Below are 25435 nucleotides of genomic sequence, written 5' to 3'. Positions count from 1 at the left end.
GTCGAGGCACCTCCAGGTCCGGGGTCCGACCTGGCCGTCCGGGCCCGGCTGAGTGACACGGCGGGTGGCACCTCTCGGGTGCCGCCCGCGGGGCGTTCGTTTCCCGGTCCTACAGCTTCTTGCCGCACAGGACGCGGTCGTTCTTCAACTTGTCGGAGTCGAAGATCGGATTCTCGGTGAACACGGCGTCGGCCTTGTAGTCGCACGGATCGCTGAAACCGCCCAGGATCCGGTCCTTGAGGATCTCGATGATCTTGTGGGTGGCGCCGTCCTTCCGGCCCTTGGTCCGGCACGCGACCTCCGTGACCGCGTCCCCCTTCTTCGGGTCGCTGTGCACGCAGTCGCCGATCTCGATCCTGGGGCCGCCGCCTCCGCCCGGGTCCCCGGGGTGCGGCGGCTTCAGGTTGCGCATGCAGGCGTACCCCTCGCCGGTCGGCCGCGTGTGCTCCAGTGCGGCGAGGCTGATCGGTACGTCGATCACGAAGTCGGTGTTCCGGGCGCAGACCGTCTCCGAGAAGGGCAAGGCGTTGCCGCTCTCCAGCCGGAGGGTGACCTGCGCGGTGGCCTCGGGGGCGTCGCACGGGACCTCGCGGTACGTTTCCGACCCCTTGCCCTCGGGGGCCGCGCACTCCTCGTCGTCGAGGTACAGCGTGCCGTAGGACGGATTCACGCTGGGACTGGGACTGGGGCTGGGCGTCGGGCTGCCGGACTCGCCGCCTGTGGCGTCGTGGTACCCGGTGGCCTTGCCACAGCCGGTGAGAAGCGCCAGAGACATGGTCACCACCGCGGCTGCCGCGATCGAAGTGGCCTTCGTGGCGCGCCTATGGCGCGACGCCACCAGTCCGTTGCCCGTTCCTGTATGCACACCATCCCCCTCGGGTCTCGATCCTCGGATCTTAGGATCTACTGCCCTTGGGGGAGTGGTGAGTTCTCGGTCCGGCCCTACGATTTTCGGCCCGTTGTGCGAGGGCTGCTCAGGAGGTGGGCGGCTGCTCCGCAGGCGAGCGGAAGCACCGCAGGCGAGTGTCTGCTCAGTAGGCGAGGGCGTCGGCCATGTCGCTCTGCCAGTAGGTGACGAAGCCGTTGTTGCCCCAGACCGTCTCGGCCGGGAGCTTCAGTTCCGCCGGGGAGCCCGTGGAGCCCGAGTCGCTCTTCCCGGTGAAGTACACCGTCAGGTGCGTGCTCTTGTTCAGGTCGGTGCCGTCGGACTCACCGAACAGCCCGACGGAGGCGTAGGCGGACTGGCCCGGCTCAAGGGTGACCACGGCCTGCGGCATGCTGTCGCGGAGGACCGGGAAGGCGGCCTGGGCGTCGTCGAAGCGGAGACCCGGCGCGTGATACGCGTAGCAGGGGCGGTTGCCCGTGTTGGTCGCGGTGAGCAGCAGGTGGTTGATGGGACGGCTCACCTTGCTGACGGTGACCTTGGTGTTGTCGCCGGTGCAGGTGACGGGGGTGCGGTTGGTGTTGCCCTTGTTGCCGCTGCTCGTGCCGCCGTTGCTCGTGCCGCTGCCGGAGCTGGAGCCCTTGGAGGCGCCGGCGGCGTTCTCGGCGGGGGCGTCGGGCTTGCTGCCCGCGTCCTTCGCGTTGTCGTCGGCGGTCTTGCCGGTGTCCGTGCCGGTCGTCGAGGACTGCTGGTCGCTGCTGCTCGCCACCGGAGCGGCGGCGCCCGCCTTTTCGGCCGCGGCGTCGTCGTCGCCGGTGCAGGCGGTGAGGGACAGGGCGGCCAGGAGCGCGGTGGCGGCGAGGGCGGTGGTGCGGAAGCGGTTGCTGCGCATGGTGAAGGTACTCCCCGTATGAGTTGGTTCGAGCAGAGTCGAGTTGAGGTCTGTATGTGCGCTGAGGCCGTGTGCGGCGTGGCGGTGAGGCCGCTCAGTGACGGCAGCTCAGGTACACCACGATCGCGGTCGCCACGATCAATACGCCGATGGCCACGGCATCGATGGGTTCGATGCGGAAGGGGGTTCGCATTGCGTCGTCCCGGTGGTTTCTGCGGTGTGGTCACAGACTGCGGGACGTCGGATTCCGGCCGCAACGCCGAACGGGCCATTGGGGAAGCTGGAATGCCTGCGCGTACGCTGACCTGGGCAGATTCCGCGTCCCTGGAACGGCGTTCCGGGACGGACGAGGAGGGGGAAGGCCGCAGTGGCGACGCCGGAGGCCGAGGATTTCGCGGCCCTGCTGAAGGAACTGAAGGGACGGTCGGGGCTCAGCTACGGGGTGCTCGCCGGAAGACTGCACGTCAGCACGTCGACGCTGCACCGGTACTGCAACGGGGACGCCGTGCCCAACGATTACGCGCCGGTGGAGCGGCTGGGGCGTCTGTGCGGGGCGAAGCCGGACGAACTGGTGGAGCTGCACCGGCGGTGGATCGTCGCCGATGCGGCGAGACGGCGCCCGGCGCCGGCGGCCGAGTCCGCTTCCGCCTCGGCCCCTGCCGCCGCCTCCGCCTCGGACTCCGGGGCGGTTTCCGCTGCTGCTCCTGATCCGACCTCTGTTCCCGGGCCTGCTTCCGGGTCCGCTTCCGCGCCGGGGACCGTTCCGGAGCGTGATGTTCCGGTGGTCGGTGGTACGGCTTCGGCCGAGAGGACCGACGCGGGGCCCGACGAGAGGGGTGACCGGGACGGCGGCAGTGCGGGGGACGACGGGAGCGACATGGCCGCGACCGGGGCCGGGGCTGTGACCGGTACCGGCACGGCGGCCCGGTCCCGGCGGTTCCGGTCCTCGCCGCGCATGCGCGTCCTGCTCGCCGCGGCGGCCGTGGTCGCGCTCACCGTGCCGACCACGATGGTCGTCAGCAAGCTCTCCGGGACGGGCGACAGCGCGTTGAGCAACGCCCCCATGGTGGACGGGGTGGAGAACGACATGTCCGCGCCGCCCGCGGTGGAGGACAGGAAGGGGACGACCGCGTCACCGGGTACGCCGAGTGCGTCGGCCACGTCCGGGGCCACACGGACCCCGTCCCTGAAGCCCGGGGGCGGGTCTTCCGGCTCCGCGTCGGCCGGGAGCGGCAGGGGGGCCGGGGCCGGTGGTACGCGGACGGGCGGGGGCCCACCCGTGAGCGCCACGATCAGCTCGTACAACTGGGCGGCCCCCTGTGGGCAGTACTACGTCCTGGACCGGGAGCCGGAGAACGTGCCCCCGCCCCCCTCGCCGCAGGACACCCGCGGTTGGGCGAGGGCGCTCGGCGGGGTGGACGGCGGGCACATGCAGCTCGAACTGGTCCTGCAGGGGAAGTCGGCCGACGCGGTGGTGCTGCGCGACCTGCATGTGCGGCAAGTCGCGAGGAAGGCTCCGCTGCCGTGGTCGGCGTACTCGATGGGGGACGGGTGCGGGAGCGGCATCACCCCGCAGACCTTCGACATCGATCTCGACGACGCCCGGCCGGTGCTCAGGCCGGTCGCGGGGGAGAAGGCCGGCAAGCCGGTGCCTCCCAAGGACTTCCCGTTCCGTGTGACGTCCACCGACGTGGAGGTCTTCGACCTCGACGTCCATGTCGAGGCCCACGACGTCAGCTGGTACCTGGAGCTGGACTGGAGCAGCGGCGGCCGCAAGGGGACCCTGCGCATCGACGACGGCGGGGAGCCGTTCCGTACGAGCGCCATCGAGACCCGGCCGCTGTACAAATACCGGTACGACACGGTCCAGTGGGCGACCGAATGAACCACCGCGGCCGCCCACCGGGCTGGTGGGCGGCCGCGAGGCGATTCGTTCAGCCGTACTGAGAATCCGCGCCAGGAACACTCGAAGACGCTCAGAAGCACTCAAAGACGCGTCGAAGGTGCTCAGAAACGCGCCGGAAGTACTCGGAGACGCCGCGAGCGACGCGTCAGTACGCGGAGACGCGTCAGAGGCGCTCGGGGGTCCTGATGCCGAGCAGTTCCATGCCCTGACGCAGAGTGCCGGCGGTGAGGTCCGAGAGGAAGAGGCGGTTCTCGGCCACGTCCTGCGGGACGTCGGACTTCAGCACCGGGCACTGGTCGTAGAACGTCGTGAACAGGGACGACAGCTGGTAGAGGTACGCGGCCAGGCGGTGCGGCTCGTACGCTGCGGCGACCTCGGCCACGACCTCGCCGAACTGGTCCAGGTGCAGGCCCAGCGCGCGCTCGGCCGGGGCCAGCTCCAGCTCCGGGTGCGGCTGCGGCTTCAGCTCGCCCGCCTTGCGCTTGATGGAGCAGGAACGGGCGTGCGCGTACTGGATGTACACGCTGGTGTCGCCGTTCAGCGACACCATCTGGTCCAGGTCGAACTTGTAGTCGCGGGCGGCCGACGTGGACAGGTCCGCGTACTTCACCGCGCCGATGCCGACCTGCGCGGCACGCTCCGCGATCTCCTCCTCGGTGAGGTCCTGGGCCTTCTCGCGCACGACGGCCGACGCCCGGTCGATCGCCTCGTCCAGCAGGTCCGCCAGCCGGACCGTCTCGCCCTCACGCGTCTTGAACGGCTTGCCGTCCTTGCCGAGCACCGTGCCGAAGGCGAGGTGCACGGCCTGGACGTCCTCGTTCAGCCAGCCCGCCCGGCGGGCCGTCTCGAAGACCATCTTGAAGTGCAGGGCCTGCCGCGCGTCCACCACGTACAGCAGGGTGGACGCCTTGAGGTTCTGGACCCGGTCGCGGATCGCGGAGAGGTCGGTGGCCGCGTAGCCGAAGCCGCCGTTGGACTTCTGCACGATCAGCGGCACCGGCTCGCCGTCGGTGCCCTTCACGTCGTCGAAGAACACGCAGAGCGCGCCCTCGGAGCGGACGGCGACGCCCGACTCCTCCAGCAGGCGGCAGGTCTCCGCCAGCATGTCGTTGTAGCCGGACTCACCGACGATGTCGGCGTCGCGGATCTCCATGTCGAGCTTGTTGAAGACCGAGTAGAAGTAGATCTTCGACTCGTCGACGAAGCGCTGCCACATGGCGAGGGTCTCCTCGTCACCGGCCTGGAGCGCGACGACGCGGTCCCGGGAGCGGGCCTTGAACTCCTCGTCGGAGTCGAAGAGCGCGCGGGACGCCTTGTAGAGGCGGTTCAGGGAGGACATGGCGGCCTCGCCGTCGCCCTCGCCGCCCTCGTGGTTCAGCTCGCCCGGGTGCTCGATCAGGTACTGGATGAGCATGCCGAACTGGGTGCCCCAGTCACCGATGTGGTGCCTGCGGACCACCGTCTCGCCCGTGAACTCCAGGATCTGCGCCATCGCGTCACCGATCACCGCGGAGCGGAGGTGACCGACGTGCATCTCCTTGGCCACGTTCGGCTGGGCGTAGTCGATGACCGTGGTGCCCGCGGCGCTGTTGTACGGGACACCGAGGCGGTCCTCGTCGTCCGCGTCGCGCGCGGCGAGGGTCTCGATGATCGCCCGGTCGCTGAGCGTGATGTTGAGGAAGCCGGGGCCGGAGACCTCGATCTCCTTGACCGGGCCGCCCGCCGGAACGGCCGCGGTGACCTGGGCGGCCAGCTCGCGCGGGTTGCCCTTGAGCTTCTTGGCCAGGGCGAGGATGCCGTTGGCCTGGAAGTCGGCCCGGTCGCTTCGTCGCAGCAGCGGGTCCGCGGTGCCGGCGTCCGGCAGTGCTGCCGTCAGGGCGTCCGCGAGCTGCTGCCGGAGCGTGGAAGCGAGGGAATTGACCGAGGCCATGGGCTTGGATGCCGTTTCCGTAGGGGTACAGGGGCACAGTGACGCGGCACGACGGCTGCGAAGTATCACACCAGTATTCCACGGTGGGTAAACCCGTTTTCCGGCGTCGCGGCCGGACGTCGTCGCCCGTGCGCCATCGGTCACCGGTCCGGCGCCCGGTCGGGCGCCGGACAGAGCCGTCCTCCGGCGCCGGTCGGGCGCCGGACAGGCCCGTGTTCCGGCTCGGGGCCGGGCGTCGGCAAAGCCGTTTTCGTGCTACCGGTGGGACCTGGGAGAATGGTGGACGTCCCGTACCGGTTCGACAGGGCCTTCCGGTCCCCGACCGGTCCCGTCCGTGCCGACCGGTTCCGAATGGCTCCGGCCGGTACTGACAGGTCACGGGTACTGGCGGGTCTGCTGGTACCGACCGGCCCCAGCAGACCTTGGCAAGTCCCGACAGGTCCCCCACCAGGGTCCCCGACAGGTTCCACAGAGGGTTTTGTCCCTACGAGTCCCACAAGAGAGAAGGACGTGCAGACCGTGGCTCAGAGTCAGAGCAGCACCGAGGCCGACTGGGTCTCCCGCTTCGCGGACGATGTCATCGCCGAATCGGAGCGTCGTGCGCCTGGCAAACCGGTCGTCGTCGCGTCCGGTCTCTCCCCGTCGGGCCCGATCCACCTGGGCAACCTCCGCGAGGTCATGACCCCGCACCTGGTCGCCGACGAGATCCGCCGCCGCGGGTACACCGTGCGGCACCTGATCTCCTGGGACGACTACGACCGCTACCGCAAGGTCCCGAACGGCGTCCCCGGCACCGACGAGTCCTGGGCGGAGCACATCGGCAAGCCGCTGACCTCGGTGCCCGCCCCGGCCGGGTCCGCGTACCCGAACTGGGCCGAGCACTTCAAGGCCGCCATGACCGCCGCGCTGGGCGAGCTGGGCGTCGAGTTCGAGGGCATCAGCCAGACCGAGAAGTACACCTCGGGGGCGTACCGCGAGCAGATCCTGCACGCCATGAAGCACCGCGCCGACATCGACGCCGTGCTCGACCGCTACCGGACGAAGAAGGACCCGGCGGACGCGGCGGCCAAGGGCGGCAAGGGCGGCAAGAAGCCGCAGCAGCAGAAGAAGGTCGACGAGGCGGAACTGGCGGCCGAGGCGGGTTCCGGCGCGGCCAGCGAGGACGACGGCAGCGGCGGCTCGGCCGGCTACTTCCCGTACAAGCCCTACTGCGGCAACTGCGAGAAGGACCTCACGACCGTCACGTCGTACGACGACGACAGCACCGAGCTGAACTACACCTGCACGTCCTGCGGCTTCGCCGAGACCGTCCGGCTGAACGAGTTCAACCGCGGCAAGCTGGTCTGGAAGGTCGACTGGCCGATGCGCTGGGCCTACGAGGGCGTGGTCTTCGAGCCGAGCGGCGTGGACCACTCCTCGCCGGGCTCGTCGTTCGTCGTCGGCGGCCAGATCGTCCGCGAGGTCTTCGGCGGAGCGCAGCCGATCGGCCCGATGTACGCCTTCGTCGGCATCTCCGGCATGGCGAAGATGTCCTCCAGCAAGGGCGGCGTGCCGACCCCGGCCGACGCGCTGAAGATCATGGAGGCGCCGCTGCTGCGCTGGCTGTACGCGCGCCGCAAGCCGAACCAGTCCTTCAAGATCGCCTTCGACCAGGAGATCCAGCGGCTCTACGACGAGTGGGACTCGTTGGTGCGCAAGGTGGCCGACGGCTCCGTGCTCCCCGCCGACGCCGCCGCGTACAGCCGGGCCGTGGGCACGGCCGCCGGTGAACTGCCGCGCACGCCGCGCCCGCTGTCGTACCGCACGCTCGCGTCGGTCGTCGACATCACGGCCGGGCACGACGAGCAGACGCTGCGCATCCTGAGCGAGCTGGACCCGGAGAACCCGCTGACCTCGCTGGACGAGGTCCGGCCGCGTCTCGACCGCGCCGAGAACTGGATCACCACGCAGGTCCCGGCCGAGGCCCGCACCATCGTCCGGGACGAGCCGGACAAGGAACTGCTCGGCTCGCTGGACGACCAGGGCCGGGAGTCGCTGCGGCTGCTCCTGGAGGGACTGGACTCGCACTGGTCGCTGGACGGTCTCACCACGCTCGTCTACGGCGTGCCGAAGGTGCTGGCGGGTCTGGAGCCGGACGCCAAGCCGACGCCCGAGCTGAAGGTCGCGCAGCGGTCGTTCTTCGCGCTCCTGTACCGGCTGCTGGTCAGTCGGGACACCGGGCCGCGGCTGCCCACGCTGCTGCTGGCCGTGGGCGCGGACCGGGTGCGCAGGCTGCTGGGCGCGTAACGGTTTCGGGGTATCGCTGAACGCGGATCGCCGGGTGCTGAGGATTCAGCACCCGGCGATCCGCGTTCAGCCGGCTGATCCGTGAGAACCGAGCACGCGTCCCGGAGCCGCGCGGCGAAACGGGACCCACCCGAAGCCCTCACCCCTCCGAGGGGAGCAGCCGGGAGCCCCCGGCCTCGGGCCGGGGAGGGTGTCAAGCGATGTGGTTCTCGGCCATCTCGTTGTCGAAGCGCTGCTTGAAGCCCGGCAGCATACGGCGGAGCAGGGCCGCGCCGCGGGGGTGATGGATGTTGTGCACGTCCGAGAGGTGTATGTCGAGGACCTCGGCACTGGGGTGGGCCTGGTGCGTGCGGGTGTACTCGGCGAAGACCTGGTACGCGACCGTCCCGAACTCGACTTCGGACTCGACCTCGGAGCCGGACTCGACCTCGGCCGCGGACCCGGATGCGGTCTCAGGCCCGGACTCGACCGCGGGCCCGGATTCGGGTACGGGTCCCTCCTGCTGCGCTTGGGCCGGTGCCTGCTGCTCTTCCGGGGCCGGTGCGGGCTGGGGATCCGGCTGAGCCTGCTGTGCTTGGTCGGACTGCTGGGTCTGCTGAGCCTGCTGTGCTTGGTGGGCCTGCTGAGCTTGGTGAGGCTGTTGAGCTTGCTGGGCCTGCTGGGTCTGCTGGGTCTGCTGGGTCTGGTAGGTCTGCTGCGTGTGTTGGACCTGCTGTGCCTGCTCGTCGTGCTCGGCCTGCGGCATCGGACGGGGGGCCACGGTGCGCGGCTCGGGCACGGCGCCGATCGTCCCCACGTTGCCCAGCGGACGGGTCCGGCCGCCGGGGCCCAGCGGGACCTGGACCGGCATCGGCTCCAGGCCCTCGACGTACGTCGGGTCGTACGCGCTCCGGTGCGCGTCGTTCGGGACCGGGGACGCCGCGAACCACGGGCTCTCGTGCGAGCCCGGGCCGTCCTGGGGCCGCTCGTCGGCCGCCGCCATGTCGTCGGGGCGAGCGTGCTGCGGTTGTTGCTGCTGCTCGTACTGCTGCGGGTGCCCGGGCTGCTGCCCGTACGCCTGCTGTTGCTGTTGCTCCGGGTGTTCCTGGTGCCCCTGCTGCTCTTGGTGCTGCTGAGGCGCGAGCGCCTGCGGGTGCGCCTGAGACCGGGGCTGCGTCGGCGGCCCGGCGTACGGCAGCTCGGGCGGGAACTCGTCCGGCCCGGCCGCGGACAGGGCGGGCGCCGGGGGCAGGAGTGCCGGTTCGATGCCCGCCGCGGCCAGCCCGGCCCCGGCGGTCTCGGCCAGCGGAACGCCGTACTTCGCCAGGCGCAGCGGCATCAGGGACTCGACGGGCGCCTTGCGGCGCCAGTTGCGGCCGAAGCGGGCCTGGAGCCGTGCCTGGTAGATCAGCCGGTCCTGTTCGAGCTTGATGACCTGTTCGTACGAGCGGAGCTCCCAGAGCTTCATCCGCCGCCACAGCCGGAACGTCGGCACCGGGGAGAGCAGCCAGCGGGTGAGGCGCACCCCCTCCATGTGCTTGTCCGCCGTGATGTCGGCGATCCGGCCCACGGCGTGCCGGGCGGCCTCGACGGAGACCACGAACAGCACCGGGATGACCGCGTGCATGCCGACGCCGAGCGGGTCGGGCCAGGCGGCGGCGCCGTTGAAGGCGATCGTCGCGGCGGTCAGCAGCCAGGCCGTCTGGCGCAGCAGCGGGAACGGGATGCGAAGCCAGGTCAGCAGCAGGTCCAGGGCGAGCAGCACACAGATGCCCGCGTCGATGCCGATCGGGAAGACCAGCGAGAAGTCGCCGAAGCCCTTCTGCACGGCCAGCTCGCGCACCGCCGCGTACGAACCCGCGAAGCCGATCCCGGCGATGAGCACCGCACCGGCGATCACGAGCCCGATGAGTACCCGGTGGGTACGTGTCAGCTGCATCGCGGCCACCCGCGTTCCCCTCCCTGCTCGTTTGTTGAGAGCGACAGCCTGGCACACGCGTGCGAGAGGGCGTGGGGCGGGCACCGCGGAGCGTGGTCAGGAGCCGGGGGTGGTTCCCGGTGCGCGACCTCGGTGTCGGCCTTGATGCCGCCCCAGGGACCAGACCTGTGAACGGGGCCGTTCAGCCCCGCGACCGGGGGCCGTTTCCCCAGTGAAGCGAGACCGCCCCTCCTGTGACCCGGCCGTGTTCGGGCGGGCCGTATGACCGAGCGGGCCCCATGACCGAGCGGGCCCCATGGCCTGCCGGGCCTCATGGCCGGGCGGGGCTCATGGCCTGCCGGGCCTCATGGCCGGTCGGGTGGGAGCCGTGCTGTACGCCCGCCCACCCGTCGGCTTCACCGACGCCCGGTTCTACCGGCTCCGCTTCACTGGCTCGGCTTCGTGGCCGTGTCCTTCTCGCCGGGCTCGACCGACTTCCCGGACCCCGGCTTCGTGTCCGGTTCACCGGTTTTTTCCGGTGCGGTCGTTGCGTTCTGCTTCGCGTCAGTGGCGGCGACCGTCGCCACGGCCTCCTTGGCGGCCTTTTCGGCGCCCTTCAGGATGTCCTCGGCGGACGGCGTCTTCGAACCCGCGTAACCGGCGCCGTTGTAGGTGAGGGTGACGACGACGTTCCCCGTACGCGCGATGACCGTCGCGTACTTGAAGTCCTCGCTCGTCTTGGTGAGGTCGTACGTGATCCTGGACGCCTGCTCGCCGATGCCGGTGACGGGCGCCTCGGCGACCTTCTTCGCACCCTCGGTCGCCTTGGCCTTGGTGACCTGCTTCGTGAAGTCCTGCTGCGCGCGCTCGGCGCCGCTGCCCAGGGTCTGGTCCGAGTCGAAGCGGATGAAGCCGACGTCGAGCCAGCGGTACTGGGACCCCTTCACGCCCTTGTCGTCGAGACCGTTCCAGGAGCAGCCCGCGCGGTAGGAGGTGTCGCTGGACTTGGCCGCCGTGCCGTTCTTGGGCTTCGCCTCGGGAACCAGGGAGGTGATCGTCTTCTTGCCGATCGACGTGCACGGGTCGGGCAGCTGGGCGAACTTCGCCGGCTCGACGGTCGGTTCCGACTTGGGCGCGGCCGATGCCGTGGACGACGACGGCGAACCCGAGTCCTTGGTGTCCTTGTCGCCGGAGTCCGACGAGCAGCCGGCGACGACGAGCATCACCGGAACGGCGGCGCAGGCGAGTATGCGGGTGAGTCGCGGGGCTGAACGGTGCATGGTTCCTTCACTCGGTGGCGCGGCGGGCAGGGGCCGCGCCGGGGTTCGGGCGCGGTCTGCCGGGTGGCCGTGCACGGTCGGTCGGCGGTTGCCGGGCGGGTGCCCGGCGGGGTTCCGGAAGGCGTTCCGGACGGCCACCGTACGACGGACGGGGTTCGGACGTGGCCCCGGACGGGGATCTCGGGAGTGCGGTCGGCGGCGTGGCGGGGCGCGGCGGGCGCGGCTACTCGCTGAACTTCTCCACCAGCTGCCGGGCCACCGATCGGGCTCTGTCCTGCAGTTCCTTGCTGTCGGGGACCACGCTGGGGACGGTCGGCTGCTCGGTGTAGTCGACGGTCACGATGACGTTCGATGTGCGAAAGACCACGCTCACCACACGGTTCTGGGCGGTGGAACCGGCGCGGACGAGACGGTCGTCCAGGAACGCGCTGTCCCCGAGGCCGTCGAGGGTGCGCGGCAACAGGCTGTCATCCGTGCCGTCGCCGTTCTCGCCCTCGTCACCCGTGTCGGTCCCGCTGCTGTCGCTCGTGGGGGACGAGCTGGACGCGGTGTGCGGGACGGTGCCCGAAGGGGGCGGGGTCTGCTGCTCCGTGCCACCGGGCGTGGCGGACGGCGCGGTGAGGCCGGTGGCGGTCACCTTCTTCGCGTACACCTCGCGGGCGCGGTCGTCGTCGCTCACCGAGGGGTCGTAGGACACGACGCGCTCGAAGTCGACGGAGAGGGTGTGAGAGGAGCCGGGGGCCTCGGCCTTCCACCGGCAGCCGACCCGGCGGTCCGTGTCGTACGTGACGTCGGCCGTGCCCTTGTACGCCTTCTTCTGCTGGTCCTCGGGCAGTTCGGCAGCGCCCGGGAGCAGGTCCTTCAGCGAGGACGAGGAGACGGCGCGGCAAGCGTCGAGAAGCGTGCGGTACTTGCCGGGGGCCGCCGTGGTGGCGGTCGCCTCGCCGGGCTTGCTGTCGGCGGCCGAGCCACCGGTTCCGGTGCCTGCACTGCAGCCGACGACAAGCGCTGCCAGCAGTGCGGTGCCGGGTACGTACGCCATTCGCCGCACGGTCCTGGGCTCCCTTCGCGCGAAAAACTGTTGCCGCTCTACGGCGGCCACTGGAGACAATGTGTATCGCACACGCCGCTGTGAACGCCGGTCGAGCGACTCATTTGCCGACCTTGGCGCCGGTTTTGCTCTTTCAGGCTTTTCGGGGGATTAGAGGAACTTATGTCGTATGTAGAGGTGCCGGGCGCCGAGGTCCCGATACGCATGTGGGCCGATCCCGCGTCGGTCGAGGACGTCGCGATGCGACAGCTGCGCAACGTGGCCACCCTGCCCTGGGTCAAGGGGCTCGCCGTCATGCCGGACGTCCATTTCGGCAAGGGCGCGACGGTCGGCTCGGTGATCGCGATGCACGGTGCGGTCTGCCCGGCGGCGGTGGGGGTGGACATCGGCTGCGGAATGTCCGCGGTGAAGACCTCTCTGACGGCCAATGACCTGCCCGGCGACCTGTCCCGGCTGCGCTCGAAGATCGAGCAGGCCATTCCGGTGGGGCGCGCGATGCATGACGACGCCGTGGCGCCCGACGGGCTGTACGGCTTCCGCGCACCGGGCTGGGACGACTTCTGGGCGCGGTTCGACGGGGTCGCCGAAGCGGTCCGGTTCCGTCAGGAACGTGCCACGAAGCAGATGGGGACGCTCGGTTCGGGCAACCACTTCATCGAGTTCTGTCTGGACGAGTCGGGCTCGGTCTGGCTGATGCTGCACTCCGGCTCGCGGAACATCGGCAAGGAACTGGCCGACTTCCACATCGGGCAGGCGCAGAAGCTGCCACACAACCAGGACCTGATCGACCGTGACCTGGCGGTGTTCATCGCCGACACCCCGCAGATGGCGGCCTACCGGAACGACCTGTTCTGGGCGCAGGAGTACGCGAAGCACAATCGCGCCATCATGATGGCGCTCTTCCAGAACGTGGTCCGCAAGGAATTCAAGAAGGCCAAGGTCACGTTCGAACCGGTCATCTCCTGTCACCACAACTACGTGGCGGAGGAGCGGTACGACGGCATGGACCTGCTGGTCACCCGAAAGGGCGCGATCCGCGCGGGCTCCGGCGACTATGGAATCATCCCGGGCTCGATGGGGACCGGTTCGTACATCGTGAAGGGCCTCGGGAACGAGAAGTCCTTCAACTCGGCCTCGCACGGCGCCGGCCGCAAGATGAGCCGGAACGCCGCGAAGCGACGCTTCTCGACGCGCGACCTGGAGGACCAGACGCGGGGCGTGGAGTGCCGCAAGGACTCCGGCGTCGTGGACGAGATCCCGGCGGCGTACAAGCCGATCGAGCAGGTCATCGAGCAGCAGCGGGACCTGGTCGAGGTCGTCGCCAAGCTCAAGCAGGTGGTGTGCGTGAAGGGCTGACCCCCGGACCGCACACCGAAGCCCGCCGCCACGGGGGAGCGGCGGGCTTCGGTATGTGCGGGTGGGGCTTTGAACGTCGGGTCCCGGGCGCGGGTGACATGCCGGGGCCCTTCGTCCTTCCGGCCGAGGGTCTGCCCGACCGTCGTTCGCGGTTCGGGCCGGGGACCGGTGCGGGCTCAGGCGGTGCGGTGGACCTTGGTGTTGGATGCCTGGGCGCGGGGGCGGACCACCAGGAGGTCGATGTTGACGTGGCTGGGGCGGGTGACGGCCCAGGTGATGGTGTCGGCCACGTCGTCGGCGGTCAGCGGGGCCTCGACGCCCGCGTACACCTTGTCCGCCTTCTCGGTGTCGCCGCGGAAACGGGTGGTGGCGAACTCCTCCGTCTTGACCATGCCGGGGGCCACCTCGATGACGCGGACCGGGGTGCCGACGATCTCCAGGCGGAGGGTCTCGGCCAGGACGTGTTCGCCGTGCTTGGCGGCCACGTAACCGCCGCCGCCCTCGTAGGTGGCGTGGCCCGCGGTGGAGGAGAGGATCACGATCGTGCCGTCGCCGCTCTCGGTGAGCGCGGGCAGCAGGGCCTGGGTGACGTTGAGCGTGCCGATGACGTTCGTCTCGTACATCTGGCGCCAGTCGTCGGGGTCGCCGGTTGCGACGGGGTCGGCGCCGAGCGCGCCGCCCGCGTTGTTGACGAGGACGGCGAGGCGGCGGAACGCGGTGGCGAACTCGTCCACCGCGGCACGGTCGGTGACGTCCAGGGCGTAGGCCGTCGCCTGGTGGCCCGCCGCGTTGAGCTCGGCGGCGAGAGCCTCGATGCGGTCCTTGCGGCGGGCGGTCAGAACCACGCGGTAGCCGGCGGCGGCCAGCTGCCGGGCGGTCGCGGCACCGATGCCGCTGCTCGCTCCGGTGACGACGGCGATCGGGGTGGCGGCCATGACGGTCTCCTCGGGCAGCTGATCGGTACCGGGCCAGGATAGGCAGGCGCCGGGGCGGCGGTTGCGTGTGGTCGGTGGTCCTGCCCGGTCGGTGCTCGTACTTGGTGGGCGCTCGTACCCGGTCGGCCGCCTTGCCTGGTCGATGGTCGCTGTCGCGTGTGGTCAGTGGCTGCGGGGGGCGTACATGATCACGGCCATGCCGGCCAGGCAGATCAGCGCGCCGATCACGTCCCAGCGGTCGGGGCGGTAGCCGTCGGCGACCATGCCCCAGGCGATCGAGCCCGCCACGAAGACACCGCCGTACGCGGCGAGGATGCGGCCGAACTCCCCTTCCGGCTGGAGTGTGGCGGCGAAGCCGTAGACGCCGAGCGCGATGACGCCCGCGCCGATCCAGATCCAGCCCCGGTGCTCGCGCACGCCTTGCCAGACGAGCCACGCACCGCCGATCTCGAAGAGCGCGGCGATGACGAAGAGGACGACAGAACGGGCTACGGACATGGGCGTCAGCGTGTCACGAGGGAGGGGAAGGGGGCGAAGGGGGGGAGAGGCCGGCAGGGAGGCACGCCGAACTAGTGGGTAAATAAGGATAATTTCGGGCAATCGGTATCTTCAGTGCATGGCAATGACACGTAGAGCCGCGCCCATGGTGTCCGGCGTCGGTGTGGCCGTGGTCGTGGCTCTGGCCGTGGCCGTGGTATTGGGAACGGGGCGCGCGGCCGCTGCCGGGCGTGCGGGTGTATCGGTGGTGGATCCGGCGACGAAACCGGTGGGTGGGCCCGTGGCTGGTGGTATCGCGCCCGAGGCGGACGTGTCGCATCACGGGCACGTCTCGTTGTGGGGAACGGGGCTCGGGGTCTGGGTGCAGAGCCGGAACCACGGTCCCTCCGACCTGGACGGCGTGACCCTGCGGGTACGCACATCCGTAGCACTCTCCGGACGGCAGGAACTGTCGGAGGGCTGCCTCCAGGCCGACCGGCGGACCGTGCTGTGCCGGACGGCCGCGCTGCGCGCCGATGCCCGGGACGGGCGGCAACTGGCTCTGGAACTCCAGCTGGCCGGGCGGCCGGACGAGGTCGTCGTGCGAATCGACACCCTGTGGAACGGAGGGGCGACCGACCGGAATCCGGACAACAACGAGTACGAGGTGCTGGCTCCGGCCACTGGGGACGAGTACGCGTTCTGATGCCTGGTCAGGGGCGCGCTGGGGCGTGGGAGAGTCGGGCGGGTGTGTGCGGTGCTGGTGCCGTCGGGGGCGGGGTGGGGTCATCGGGTGAGTGCGGCCTGTAGCGCCGCCGGGTCGGGGCGCTCGCTCGCCCAGGCGATGTAGCCGTCGGGCCGGATGAGCAGGGTGGTGGTGCGGCCGTCCTTCCAGTGGGCGTGCGCCAGCGGGGTGGGCGTGGCCGGAGTCGGGGTGTCGGCGGGCGTGACGAGGGTGAAGGTGCCGCCGCGGAGCAACTGGTGGAGGCGGCCCTCCCGCAGGCTCAGGTCGGGGGCTCGTCGCAAGGTCAGGGGGTGGGTCCCGCGCGGGGCGGCGTAGGAGATCGCGAGCCCGGACACCATGCCGATGACCTTGCCGGAGGCCGGCCGGACGTGGGACAGCAGCGTCGTGGCGGCCGTCCGGGCCGCACGCTGGAGCGGGCCTTTGGCCATGGCGAGACGGATGAGTGCTCCGCTGGAGCGAAGCACCTGTGCGCCGACCGGGTGGCGTTCCTCGTGGTAGCTGTCGAGGAGCGCCTCCGGGGAGGCCGTGTGTCCTCGCAGGACCGCGGCGAGCTTCCAGGAGAGGTTCGCGGCGTCCTGAAGGCCTGTGTTCATGCCCTGGCCGCCCGCGGGCGAGTGGACGTGGGCGGCGTCCCCGGCGAGGAAGACCCGGCCCGTGCGGTAGGCGGGCACCTGGCGTTCGTCGCTGTGGAAACGCGAGATCCAGCGCGCGTCGTGCATGCCGTAGTCGGTGCCGAGGGCGCGGCGGGCGACCCCGCGCAGTTCTTCCAGGTCTGCGGGGGTGCTGTCGGCGGACTGGTGCCCGCGGTCCCAGCCCATCACGCGGAACCAGCCGTCGCCGAAGGGGGCGATGAAGGCGAAGGCGTCCCCGTCCCCGTCGACGGTCAGGACACCGGGAGGCTCCTTTGCGAGCCGGACGTCCGCGAGGACGAGCGACCGGATCACGGAAACGCCGGGGAACGGCAGACCGAGCACCTCACGGACCTGGCTGCGCACACCGTCGGTGCCGACGAGATAGCGGGCGTCGATCGTGCTCGTGCCGCCGTCGGCCTCGCGCAGTCCGGCGGTGACCGTGTCCGACGCGGGGCTCTGGTGGAGCGAGGTCAGCCGCGTCTCGTGACGGAAGCGGACGCCCGCGGTACGGGCGCGGCGCTCCAGCAGGCGTTCCACCTCGTACTGCGGGGCGATCAGCACGAAGGGGAAGCGCGTGCGCAGCCCGGAGAGATCGAGCGAGAGCCTGCCGAAGAAGCGTATGGAGGAGAGGGGTGTGCCCGCGCCGACGAGTTCGTCGGCCAGGCCGCGGGCGTCGAGCAGTTCGAGCGTGCGGGCGTGCACGGCGAATGCCCGCGTCACGTTGCTGATCCCGTGCGGGCGGCGCTCCACGAGCGTGACGGAGAGGCCCTGGGCGGCCAGGTCGCCCGCGAGCAGCAGGCCGGTGGGGCCGGCGCCCACGACGAGTACGTCGACAGTGTCGGGTGAGGTGCTCGGGGTGGTGGTCATGGCTGCCTCCTGGGCCCGGCCGTGAGTGGTCACCTTGATGCCAACGTGCGTTGGTCAACACTTGTTGGCAACGGTAGCCCCGTCGGGGCTGGAGTGTCAACGGTTGTTGGCCTACAGTTGTTGGTGTGAACAGTAAGCCCACCGCCCCCCGCCGTTCGGACGCCACCAAGGCCGCGATTCTCGAAGCCGCGCGCGAGCGGTTCGCCGCCGACGGCTACGAGCGCGCCACCATCCGGGCCATCGCCCGCGACGCGAACATCGACCCGTCGATGGTGATGCGCTACTACGGGAACAAGGAGAGGCTGTTCGCGGCTGCCTCCGAGATCGATCTGCTCGTTCCCGAGCTGGGAGCGCTGCCGGGCAAGCACGTCGGTGCCGTGCTCGTGACGCATTTCCTGGACCGGTGGGAGGGCGATGACGTGCTCACCGCCCTGCTCAGGGTCGCCGTCACCAATGACGCGGGGGCCGAGCGGATGAGAGAGGTCTTCGCCGAGCAGATCGGCCCGATAGCCGCCGGCGTGTGCCCCGACCCGGCCGATGCCCCGCGCCGGGCGGCTCTCGCCGCCTCGCAGATCCTGGGCATGGCCCTCACGCGCTATGTCCTGCGGATCGAGCCCGCCGTCGCGATGTCGCGCGAAGAAGTGATCGCCTGGCTCGCGCCCACCATTCAGCGCTACCTGACCGCCGAGCAGCCGTAGGCCCCGTCGTCGAACTGCCGCCTGCCGTGCGACACCTACCGCGTGACGCCCGTCATGCAACGCCTGTCATGCACGCTCGCGGTGTTGTCGGAGTCGTCCTCGTGTGTCCGATGCGAGGACGATTCTCCACCTCGCGATCGCCCGCACCGGACGGACGCCGTACGGCCCGACCTCCGGCCGAACGACGGCACTTCGACGACAGGTCCTGGCGCCGGAAGGGGTCGAGGTGAGGAGCCGAGTGGCGAAGGTGGGGCAGAGTCAGAGGCAGAGGCAGGTCAGCGGCAGGGGGATGTGGGGACGGGGCTGTCAGCCGGTGGCTCCGGGGGTTTTGGAGACCTCGGACGGGGCCGACGGCGCGCTGTCCTCGTCCTGCGGGGCGTCGTCCCCCGGGGCGCTCCTTTGGCCGTTCCCCCCGTCGGGTCCCGCGTCGCCCTCCCGGTCGTCGTCCGGGGCCGCGGGCGCGAAGTCGCGGAGTGCCTTCGCGACGATCGCGTCGAGGTGGGAGTGGTGGGCCCCTCGCCAGTAGACGCGGTCGCATTCCGTGCACTGCGCGAAGACGTCGTAGGAGCGTCGGGTGCCATGCTCCAGTAGGTCGCTGACGGAGTCCTTGTCGGCCTGCTTCAGCGGTCCGTTGCAGGCCGTGCACCTGGTCCAGGGGGCCAGGCGCGGGGCGAACCGTTCCAGCACATCGCGCAGTTGGTCCTCCGGTCGGTCGCTGTACACGTATGCCCCGGCCCAGATCTCCCGCCGGTGCAGGAGCCCTCGGTCCCGGGAGAGCAGTACGCGGCGCTCGTCCGCCGACCGGGCGGCCAGCGCGGCGTCGCCGATGTCCTCGCTCTCGTACGCGGCGTCGACCCCCAGCAGCCGCAGCCGCCGGGCGAGCGTGCCGAGGTGGACGTCGAGAAGGAAGCGCAGAGGCGCCCCGGGGACGCGCTGGGGGCGTTCCACGGCGCGTACCTGGACCGATTCGCCCGCGCCAGGGATGTGCGAGACGGACACCGGACGGCCGTCGACCAGGATCTGCCCGGCTTCGGTGAGCGGGATGCCGAGCGACTCCACGACATGGCCGAGGGTGGAGGAGCCGTCGGTGGCCACGGTCGAGCGTCCCCGGCGGCGATCAGGCGAGACGAAGGGGCGCAGCTCGGGGGCGACTTCGAATTGGATCTCGGGTCCGTTCACCTCGTCAGGATGTCATCGGACCCGGCACCACAGCCAGGGAATTCGGCGCCGGGATCCAGCGGGTGCCGTGAACCGGTGACCGCAGTGGCCGCAGGGTGGCGGAACCGTACCGGGGCAGGTTCTCGCGGGTGCCGACGCGGCTGCGTGGGCGGGCCCCGTTGCCTACAGTGCCCCCATGACTTCGGCGACTGCGCATGCGAATCCCCGTGTGAAGATCCTCGACCTCGGCCCCGATGATGCGCGGCTGCGTGACGACCTGCTTCCGGTCCTGCGCGAACTCCGGCCGCACCTCACCGCGGAACTCTTCGAGGAGGTGTACGAGAAGGGATACGCGCAGGGGCTGCGATTCAGCGCCGCCTATGACGACGAGGGCGTCTGCGTGGGCGCGGCCGGCTGGCGCGTCGTCGACAACACCAGCCTGATCCGCATGCTGTACGTGGACGATCTGGTCACCGCCGGGCACGCCCGCTCGACCGGTGTCGGCCGAGAGCTTCTCGCATATCTTGAGGAGCGGGCGAAGCAGGCCGGTTGCCTGCACCTCAACCTCGACTCGGGCACGCACCGTACCGATGCTCACCGTTTCTACCTGCGGGAACGGCTGGACATCGTCGCGTTCCACTTCGACAAGGCGGTGGAGGCGGGCTGAGGCGTCAGGAGGAAGCCGAGGCGCCGGGAGGAACAGGAGCCGGCGCGCAGCCGGACGACGTGGGTGGGCGTGGGCGAGTGAGTGATTGTGGGGCGGGATACCCGGACACCGGGATACAGGGCCACGAGCGCCCAAGGGCCGTCCGTGGTCAGGAGCGATGTGCGCCCAGGGGCCGTCCGTGGCCGAGGGCGGTCCGTGCCCAAGGGGTGTCCGTGCTCAGAGGCGGTCCGTGTCCAGGAACGATGCGTGACCCGCCGGCTGGTCGCGCCCCGTGCGACGGGTGGGGGCTAGGACGTCGGGACGGCGGTTTGGGCGAAGGCCGTCGGGGAGACGCCGACCGTCGCCGTGAAATCCCTGATCAGATGGGCCTGGTCGCTGTATCCGAGCTCCGCCGCGAGTGCCGCCCAGTCCACGGCCGGGTCCGACTCGGCCCGTTCCAGCGCCTCGTGGATGCGGTAGCGGAGGATGACCCACTTGGGGCCGACGCCGACGTACGCGGCGAAGAGCCGTTGCAGCGAGCGCGGCGACACACCCTCGGCTCGGGCGAGTTCGTCGACCCGGCGCACCGTGCGATCCGTGCGTACCAGGTCGACCAGGGCCATCGCCCGGTCCGCCTGCGGGTCCGGCTCCGGGCCGAGCGCCAGCAGGTACGCGTCGAGCGCCGCGACCCGGGCGTCCTCGTCGGCGGGGTCCAGGACGGCCGGCGGCGGGACGGGCGGGACGAACACCTCGTCGACGGCAAGACGCCGCCCCGTCCAGTCGGAGACCGGCCGGTCCGGTGCGAACGGGCGGAACCCGCCGGGTCTGAACTGCACGCCGCAGACCCGGCCCCGTCCCTCCAGCTTCTGTACGAAGAGCCCCGGAGCGATGCCGGAGACCTCGGCGTATCCGTTGCCGTGCGCCGGAGGCGCCGCGTAGCGCTGGAAGACCACGTTCACGGACGGGTGCGGCACCAGATGGGAGGCGTACGGCTTCGCCAGGTCCCAGTCGATGAGCCAGTAGTGCTCCAGGTACGGCCGCAGGGCGGGCGCGGGCTCGCGGCGCCGGAAACGTACCCGCGTGAAGAGTTCGGTGGCGTCGACGATGCCTCTGGTGTCGCGTCGAGGACCGGCCATGTCGGCGATCCTACGGCCGCGGCGGGCCGGGGCCGCGGGTGTCGTGTTTTTTCAAGCGTCGGGCCGTCGTGGCGTGCAGGCTCGACGCATGAAGAAGATCAGCGAGTTGCTCGAAGCGGCCGCCGACCGGGCCGTTCCCGTGATGGACGGGATCACCGACACAGGTCTCGGGGACCCCACGCCGTGTGCGGAGTACGACGTGCGGGCCTTGATCAACCACCTCTTCCAGGTCGTCGTCAATTTCCAGGCCCTGGCGGCCAAGGGGGAGACGGACTTCGGAGAGGTGCCGGAGGCGGTGACGGGCGACTGGCGGGCCCGTTTCCGTGAGGAGACCGTGAAGCTGGCCGCGGCGTGGGCCGCGCCCGGTGCCGAGGAAGGCACGACGGGGCGCATGGCGCTCCCGGCCAGGACCGTCGGGAACATGGTGCTGGGCGATCTGACCGTCCACGCCTGGGACCTGGCGCGGGCCACCGGCCAGGAGTTCGTCCCGGACGAGTCCGTGCTGGACGAGATCGGCCCGGCACTGGCCGCGATGGCGCCGATGGCCCGGGAGATGAAGGTGTTCGGCGAGCCGCACCCGGTACCGGAAGGGGCCGGTCCGTTCGAGCGGGTGCTGGCGCTGACCGGCCGGGACCCGGGGTGGACGCCGCCCGGCGCGTGACGTCGGCACCGGCGGACAGCGCGGCGCGTGCCCGGCCGGTGAGTGCCGGCCGGTGGATGCCGGTTGGGCGGGCGTACGGCCGGGCGTACGGGGGCGTGCCCGGTGAGCGGGGTGTACGGGGCGGACCCTGTGTGCCGGGGTGGTGTGCCGGGGCCGGGTGGCGTGTCCGGGGCATGCGGGTGGGGGCGTGGGCGACGCGGTCAACGGCTCCACACGTGCAGGGCGTCGCCGGTTTCCGAGACCGTGTACCAGGTGCCGTCGCCGAGGGCCGTGGCACCGCCGGACACAGGGAACGGGTACGTGATCCGCGCGCTCACCCGCATCCCCGCCGCGTCCGCGCTCACCAGCCAGTGGCGCTGCTCGCCGTACTCCCAGTCCCGTTCCGACGTTCCCGCGACGACGGTCTCCTCGTCGAGGAAGCCACCCGTGTAGTCCCAGAGGGCCACGTCGGCGTCGAGGTCGTCGGGATCGGCCTCGGGGTGGCGAGCGACGCCGTCCTGGGCGTCGAGTTCGCAGAGCACGGAACCGTCCTCGGTACGGTGCACGGCGAGCGTCTCCTCGCAGTGGGTGACCGTCAGGAACCGGTCGCCCGAGGGGCTCACCGCCATCAGGATCCGCTCGTCGTCGCAGAACCGCTCGACGGAGAGCCGTTGCCCGTCCCACCGGCCCCACAGCATCGGCACGCCGTCCTGGCCCTCGCCGACGCACAGCCCCATACGAGCGGGGTCGGGGTGCGGGACGTGTTCCGAACCGACGGCCGCGGTCTCCGCGTCGACGCGGCCGAGCACCCGGCCGTCGGCGGCGTCGACGACCAGCCACTCGTCCTGCGCCTCGGGATCGGGACCGGTCGCCGCGAGGGGGCCGCGTATGTGGGCCCACACGAGCGTGCCGTCCGCCGAGAACACGGCGGAGCCCTTGTCCGCGTACCCGTGCGAATGGTCCGACGCGTACTCGTCGTACGTGGTGTGGAGCGTGTGGCAGGCGTCGTCCCAGCAGCCGTGCCGGATCTCCCAGCGCACCTCGCCCGCCGGATCCACGGCGCGCAGCGCGTGTACCCCGGCGAAGACCGCGAGATTGCCGTCCGGCGCCACCGCGCAGGTGCCGTAGCGGCTGGGCCAGGGCGCGGGGAAACGGATCACGGCGGCGTCCTCGGAGTCCGCACCGGCGGTGTCCGGACCGGCAGGGCAGGGGTCGGCAGGGCAGGGACGGGCAGAGTCCGGATCGACGGAGTTCGGACCGACGGGGTCTGGACGGGTGGTGCCCGGGTCGACGGCGACCAGCTCGGCGTCGCCTCGCTGGACGAGCAGGTGCTTGCCGGCCCGACGCAGGAGCCGCGGGGCACCTGCCCCGTCCCGGCCGCGGCCGAGCGGCGCGGCCAGCGTGACGACAGGACGGGCGGCGACTTCGGCCATGGGACGGCCCTCTCGTGCGGCGGTGCTGCGGTGCGTCGGCAGGTCTGCGCGCTGACGCCTGTGACGCGTCGGGCATTGGTGCCGTGGTACGAGGCGAACCGTACAGCCGGGGACTGACAGTTCGGGGCTCGACCGAGGTGTCAGCCGCCGTAGGGGTACGCATTCGGGACGACGGCGACCGGGCAGGGCGCGTAATGCAGCATCGCGTGGTTCACCGTGCCGAGGTGTTGTGCGTGGGGTGTGTGGTGTCCGTGCCGTCCGCCGGTCCGGCTCGCGCCGACGACCAGGAGTTCCGCGCCTTCGGCGGCCTCCAGCAGCTTCTGGTGCGTCGGCCCCCGCACCACCGACCGCTGAACGACGACACCGCAGGCGCCGGTCGGGTCCAGCTTCGCGAGCACGGCTTCCAGGTGTTCCTCGGCCTGCCGACGGAGGGTGGCGGCGGGGGAGCCGAAGAGCAGCGGATGGCTCCTGACCTCGTGGGCGGGGGCGCGCCAGGACCGTACGGCGACCAGTTCGCCGTGCCGGGCCGTCGCGTGGGCGAGTGCGAAGAAGGCGGCCGACGTCGGTTCCTCGGCGTCGCTGATCCCGACGACGACGCGACCGGGCCGTGGTGGTGTGTCCGGCGCCCGCGCCGGGACCACCACGACCGGGCAGCGGGACCGGTTGGCGAGCGCGAGGCTGACGGACCCCAGGAGCATTTCGGCGATCCGGCCCCGGCCGCGGGAGCCGACGACCACCACGGCGGCATCGTGGCTCTCCGCGACGAGTGCCGCCACCGGGTCCTCGGGCAGCACATCGGCTTCCACGTCCACCTCGGGGCCGAGCCGTCGCGCGCGTTCCTGGGCCTCGGCGACGAGATGCTCGGCCAGGATCTCGTCGGCGGGACGCTCGGGGTCGGAGGCGGCGTGTGTCCCTTCGTAGTGTTCCCACAGCGAGGCGTGCACGACGCGCAGGGGAAGCCCCGCGCTCGTCGCCTCCGCCGCCGCCCAGTCGAGGGCGCGGAGACTGCCCTCCGACCCGTCCACTCCGACGACTACGGGGCGTCGCATCGCTTCCACGGCCTTCCGTCCCTCTCTCGTCTCTCTTCCGCCTCTTCTGTCCCTTTTGCTGAAGAGTCTGGTTCTGTTTCTACCGCTCTTCCGTTGCCTGTTTTTCGCCTGCCTGTTCGACCTCCCGCTCGTTCTCGTCCGGTCGTTCGTCGGCGTGCCCGGTCCTACGGTTCGATCGTCAGCACCTGATTCGTCGGGCGCCGGGGCGTACGCGGTGCCGTGGGCCCGTATCCCAGACGGATGATCATCTGCGCGTGCCCCGAGCCGAAGACCGGATCGCGCAGGACCCAGCGCAGGTCCGGCCACTCGATGGGTTGGGTCGAGAACGACGTGGACACGCCGTGGAGGGTGGCCAGGAGCAGGACCCGTTCCAGGGCCTGACCGGCGCGCAGCCAGTCGACGGAGTGGTCGCTCGACGTGGTCAGCAGGGCCAGCTGCGGCCGCTTCTCGAACGGCACACGGGCCCGGCCGGGCAGTACGCCGGTGCCCACGAAGTCGCGGGTGGTCGCCTGCTCATGGGCGTCGCGGGGGCCGAAGGCATAGTCCGGGATCCCGTCGACGGGCGCCTCGGTCTTCGTGTCCCGGGTCCAGCGGTGCTGCTCCGCCTCCCGTCCGGGATCCCCGCGGTCGTACCCCTCGGCGTCCCGGATCAGCCCCAGCACGGTCTCCAGATGCGGCGAGGCCAGGAACGAGAAGTCGGCGCCCTCGGCGCGGGCCGCCGCGACGAGAAGCGCGCGGACGTCCTCCGGGACCAGCGCGTCGTCGAATGGGTAGCGGCTCGTGTGCCGCTGCTCGATCGCGGGATGGAGGGCGGCGAGTGCCTCGTTCTCGGTGAGCGCGCCCCCGGTCGGTGCCTCGCTCCCGGTCGGTGCCTCGCCCTCACCCCGCGCCTCGCCCCCGGCCCGCGCTTCGTCTTCGGCCGTCGCCTCGCCCCCACCCCGCGCCTCGCCCCCACCCCGCGCCTCGTTCTCGTGGGCCGGTCGGGCGACAGCGCGGACGCCGAGTCGTACGGAGGCCAGTACGGCGGGCGCCGACGGTTCGGGCAGCAGCGTGGTGACCGCTTCCAGGCCGTGGTGGGCGGCGGACACCCGCAGGTTGAGCAGGGCGGCACCGCAGCCCACGTGCAGCGCGCGGGTCGCCGGGTCCTCCTCCGGCAGCGCGCGGTCGAGGTCCGCGAGGAGGGTGAGCGTGTGGCCCGCGCGCGTGTAGCGGAATTGCCAGGGCTGGGCGTTGTGCATGGACGGGGCGGCGGTTGCATCGGCGACGAGGCCGGTCAGCGTCGCGTCGTCGAGTGACCTGGGCATCGTGACTCCCGGGTATCCGGAACGGTCGAGAGGTTCGGTCGGTGCTGTCGCGGTGTGGAGCACTCGCCGCGCGGTGGGGCGGATGACGGATGCGTTTCGTCCATCCGTTCGCTCCTCTGTTCGCGCGGAAGACGGAGGCCCCACGTCCGGTTCAGGATGAGTGCTCCGTTAATCCGTTATAAGTATTTTCTGCTCTTCTGTTACGAACTCTCCCACGTCCGGGGCGATCCCACG

At 71.0% G+C, this 25435-nt stretch carries 21 protein-coding genes; 7 read left to right on the top strand and 14 right to left on the bottom strand.

Going from position 1 to position 25435, the window contains the following annotated elements; translation table 11 throughout:
- Positions 1–109: 109 nt before the first annotated feature.
- On the bottom strand, positions 110–775 hold the full coding sequence (locus tag AMK22_RS21125; RefSeq protein WP_143203589.1) for a hypothetical protein: 666 nt from the start codon (positions 773–775) through the stop codon (positions 110–112).
- Between the two features lie 256 nt (positions 776–1031).
- Complete coding sequence (locus AMK22_RS21120; RefSeq protein WP_073787204.1) at positions 1032–1775, bottom strand: DUF4232 domain-containing protein; 744 nt, start codon at positions 1773–1775, stop codon at positions 1032–1034.
- A gap of 367 nt (positions 1776–2142) precedes the next feature.
- Here AMK22_RS21120 and AMK22_RS21115 point away from each other — a divergent pair, with 367 nt between their 5' ends.
- Positions 2143–3660: a helix-turn-helix domain-containing protein gene (locus AMK22_RS21115; RefSeq protein ID WP_073787202.1), complete on the top strand. Its 1518-nt coding sequence runs from the start codon at positions 2143–2145 to the stop codon at positions 3658–3660.
- A 184-nt stretch (positions 3661–3844) separates the two neighbouring features.
- Here the strand turns inward: AMK22_RS21115 and argS are convergent, their stop codons facing one another.
- Positions 3845–5611 (bottom strand): arginine--tRNA ligase, encoded by a 1767-nt coding sequence (gene argS, locus AMK22_RS21110; protein ID WP_073787201.1) that lies wholly within the window; start codon positions 5609–5611, stop codon positions 3845–3847.
- Between the two features lie 510 nt (positions 5612–6121).
- Here argS and lysS point away from each other — a divergent pair.
- Positions 6122–7897 (top strand): lysine--tRNA ligase, encoded by a 1776-nt coding sequence (lysS, locus tag AMK22_RS21105; RefSeq protein WP_073787199.1) that lies wholly within the window; start codon positions 6122–6124, stop codon positions 7895–7897.
- A gap of 193 nt (positions 7898–8090) precedes the next feature.
- On the opposite strand, the gene AMK22_RS21100 is transcribed toward lysS, so the two are convergent.
- From AMK22_RS21100 to AMK22_RS21090, 3 genes are all read right to left on the bottom strand, one after another.
- Positions 8091–9815, bottom strand: a complete 1725-nt coding sequence (locus tag AMK22_RS21100; RefSeq protein ID WP_443333308.1) for a DUF2637 domain-containing protein — start codon at positions 9813–9815, stop codon at positions 8091–8093.
- 425 nt (positions 9816–10240) lie between these two features.
- Complete coding sequence (locus AMK22_RS21095) at positions 10241–11074, bottom strand: DUF3558 family protein (protein ID WP_073787196.1); 834 nt, start codon at positions 11072–11074, stop codon at positions 10241–10243.
- A gap of 223 nt (positions 11075–11297) precedes the next feature.
- Complete coding sequence (locus AMK22_RS21090) at positions 11298–12116, bottom strand: hypothetical protein (RefSeq protein WP_073787194.1); 819 nt, start codon at positions 12114–12116, stop codon at positions 11298–11300.
- A 171-nt stretch (positions 12117–12287) separates the two neighbouring features.
- On the opposite strand from AMK22_RS21090, the gene AMK22_RS21085 reads away from it, so the two are divergent.
- On the top strand, positions 12288–13481 hold the full coding sequence (locus tag AMK22_RS21085) for an RtcB family protein (protein ID WP_073787192.1): 1194 nt from the start codon (positions 12288–12290) through the stop codon (positions 13479–13481).
- Between the two features lie 176 nt (positions 13482–13657).
- On the opposite strand, the gene AMK22_RS21080 is transcribed toward AMK22_RS21085, so the two are convergent.
- Positions 13658–14416, bottom strand: coding sequence for an SDR family NAD(P)-dependent oxidoreductase (locus tag AMK22_RS21080; RefSeq protein ID WP_073787190.1), 759 nt, complete (start codon positions 14414–14416; stop codon positions 13658–13660).
- Positions 14417–14578: 162 nt separating this feature from the next.
- Complete coding sequence (locus AMK22_RS21075; protein WP_073787188.1) at positions 14579–14914, bottom strand: YnfA family protein; 336 nt, start codon at positions 14912–14914, stop codon at positions 14579–14581.
- Positions 14915–15032: 118 nt separating this feature from the next.
- Here AMK22_RS21075 and AMK22_RS21070 point away from each other — a divergent pair, with 118 nt between their 5' ends.
- Entirely contained in the window at positions 15033–15599 is a 567-nt protein-coding gene (locus tag AMK22_RS21070) for a hypothetical protein (protein WP_242434076.1), read from the top strand.
- A gap of 80 nt (positions 15600–15679) precedes the next feature.
- On the opposite strand, the gene AMK22_RS21065 is transcribed toward AMK22_RS21070, so the two are convergent.
- The gene (locus AMK22_RS21065; RefSeq protein WP_073787184.1) at positions 15680–17137 is read right to left on the bottom strand and encodes an FAD-dependent monooxygenase; all 1458 of its coding nucleotides are present in this window, start codon (positions 17135–17137) and stop codon (positions 15680–15682) included.
- Positions 17138–17262: 125 nt separating this feature from the next.
- Between AMK22_RS21065 and AMK22_RS21060 the strand changes: the two genes are divergently transcribed.
- On the top strand, positions 17263–17835 hold the full coding sequence (locus tag AMK22_RS21060; protein WP_073787182.1) for a TetR/AcrR family transcriptional regulator: 573 nt from the start codon (positions 17263–17265) through the stop codon (positions 17833–17835).
- Positions 17836–18141: 306 nt separating this feature from the next.
- Here AMK22_RS21060 and AMK22_RS21055 read toward each other — a convergent pair whose 3' ends face one another.
- Positions 18142–19014: a Mut7-C RNAse domain-containing protein gene (locus AMK22_RS21055; protein WP_079186309.1), complete on the bottom strand. Its 873-nt coding sequence runs from the start codon at positions 19012–19014 to the stop codon at positions 18142–18144.
- Between the two features lie 208 nt (positions 19015–19222).
- Here AMK22_RS21055 and AMK22_RS21050 point away from each other — a divergent pair, with 208 nt between their 5' ends.
- Entirely contained in the window at positions 19223–19660 is a 438-nt protein-coding gene (locus tag AMK22_RS21050) for a GNAT family N-acetyltransferase (RefSeq protein WP_073787180.1), read from the top strand.
- Between the two features lie 287 nt (positions 19661–19947).
- Here the strand turns inward: AMK22_RS21050 and AMK22_RS21045 are convergent, their stop codons facing one another.
- The gene (locus tag AMK22_RS21045; protein ID WP_199883278.1) at positions 19948–20775 is read right to left on the bottom strand and encodes a helix-turn-helix domain-containing protein; all 828 of its coding nucleotides are present in this window, start codon (positions 20773–20775) and stop codon (positions 19948–19950) included.
- Positions 20776–20863: 88 nt separating this feature from the next.
- Here AMK22_RS21045 and AMK22_RS21040 point away from each other — a divergent pair, with 88 nt between their 5' ends.
- Entirely contained in the window at positions 20864–21436 is a 573-nt protein-coding gene (locus AMK22_RS21040) for a TIGR03086 family metal-binding protein (RefSeq protein WP_073787176.1), read from the top strand.
- A 200-nt stretch (positions 21437–21636) separates the two neighbouring features.
- Here AMK22_RS21040 and AMK22_RS21035 read toward each other — a convergent pair whose 3' ends face one another.
- The 3 genes from AMK22_RS21035 to AMK22_RS39565 all read right to left on the bottom strand — a co-directional run bounded on the left by AMK22_RS21035 (position 21637) and on the right by AMK22_RS39565 (position 25201).
- Positions 21637–22848, bottom strand: coding sequence for a hypothetical protein (locus AMK22_RS21035; protein ID WP_242434074.1), 1212 nt, complete (start codon positions 22846–22848; stop codon positions 21637–21639).
- Between the two features lie 140 nt (positions 22849–22988).
- The gene (locus AMK22_RS21030) at positions 22989–23897 is read right to left on the bottom strand and encodes a universal stress protein (RefSeq protein WP_073787174.1); all 909 of its coding nucleotides are present in this window, start codon (positions 23895–23897) and stop codon (positions 22989–22991) included.
- Positions 23898–24061: 164 nt separating this feature from the next.
- Positions 24062–25201, bottom strand: a complete 1140-nt coding sequence (locus tag AMK22_RS39565) for a nitroreductase (RefSeq protein WP_158072067.1) — start codon at positions 25199–25201, stop codon at positions 24062–24064.
- Positions 25202–25435: the final 234 nt, after the last annotated feature.

The sequence above is a fragment of the Streptomyces sp. CB01580 genome (assembly GCF_001905795.1).
Taxonomy (GTDB): domain Bacteria; phylum Actinomycetota; class Actinomycetes; order Streptomycetales; family Streptomycetaceae; genus Streptomyces.
Note: the sequence above shows the minus strand (reverse complement) of the source record. Positions and strands in the feature narration are given on the sequence as shown.

What these genes read in the sequence shown, in the direction of transcription:
- AMK22_RS21040 (WP_073787176.1), top strand. Translation starts at nt 20,864, where the DNA reads ATGAAGAAGATCAGCGAGTTGCTCGAAGCGGCCGCCGACCGGGCCGTT.
- AMK22_RS21035 (WP_242434074.1), bottom strand. Translation starts at nt 22,848, where the DNA reads ATGGCCGAAGTCGCCGCCCGTCCTGTCGTCACGCTGGCCGCGCCGCTC.
- AMK22_RS39565 (WP_158072067.1), bottom strand. Translation starts at nt 25,201, where the DNA reads ATGCCCAGGTCACTCGACGACGCGACGCTGACCGGCCTCGTCGCCGAT.
- AMK22_RS21030 (WP_073787174.1), bottom strand. Translation starts at nt 23,897, where the DNA reads ATGCGACGCCCCGTAGTCGTCGGAGTGGACGGGTCGGAGGGCAGTCTC.
- AMK22_RS21070 (WP_242434076.1), top strand. Translation starts at nt 15,033, where the DNA reads ATGGCAATGACACGTAGAGCCGCGCCCATGGTGTCCGGCGTCGGTGTG.
- AMK22_RS21120 (WP_073787204.1), bottom strand. Translation starts at nt 1,775, where the DNA reads ATGCGCAGCAACCGCTTCCGCACCACCGCCCTCGCCGCCACCGCGCTC.
- AMK22_RS21100 (WP_443333308.1), bottom strand. Translation starts at nt 9,815, where the DNA reads ATGCAGCTGACACGTACCCACCGGGTACTCATCGGGCTCGTGATCGCC.
- AMK22_RS21095 (WP_073787196.1), bottom strand. Translation starts at nt 11,074, where the DNA reads ATGCACCGTTCAGCCCCGCGACTCACCCGCATACTCGCCTGCGCCGCC.
- argS (WP_073787201.1), bottom strand. Translation starts at nt 5,611, where the DNA reads ATGGCCTCGGTCAATTCCCTCGCTTCCACGCTCCGGCAGCAGCTCGCG.
- AMK22_RS21080 (WP_073787190.1), bottom strand. Translation starts at nt 14,416, where the DNA reads ATGGCCGCCACCCCGATCGCCGTCGTCACCGGAGCGAGCAGCGGCATC.
- AMK22_RS21075 (WP_073787188.1), bottom strand. Translation starts at nt 14,914, where the DNA reads ATGTCCGTAGCCCGTTCTGTCGTCCTCTTCGTCATCGCCGCGCTCTTC.
- AMK22_RS21090 (WP_073787194.1), bottom strand. Translation starts at nt 12,116, where the DNA reads ATGGCGTACGTACCCGGCACCGCACTGCTGGCAGCGCTTGTCGTCGGC.
- AMK22_RS21045 (WP_199883278.1), bottom strand. Translation starts at nt 20,775, where the DNA reads ATGGCCGGTCCTCGACGCGACACCAGAGGCATCGTCGACGCCACCGAA.
- AMK22_RS21065 (WP_073787184.1), bottom strand. Translation starts at nt 17,137, where the DNA reads ATGACCACCACCCCGAGCACCTCACCCGACACTGTCGACGTACTCGTC.
- AMK22_RS21125 (WP_143203589.1), bottom strand. Translation starts at nt 775, where the DNA reads ATGTCTCTGGCGCTTCTCACCGGCTGTGGCAAGGCCACCGGGTACCAC.
- AMK22_RS21085 (WP_073787192.1), top strand. Translation starts at nt 12,288, where the DNA reads ATGTCGTATGTAGAGGTGCCGGGCGCCGAGGTCCCGATACGCATGTGG.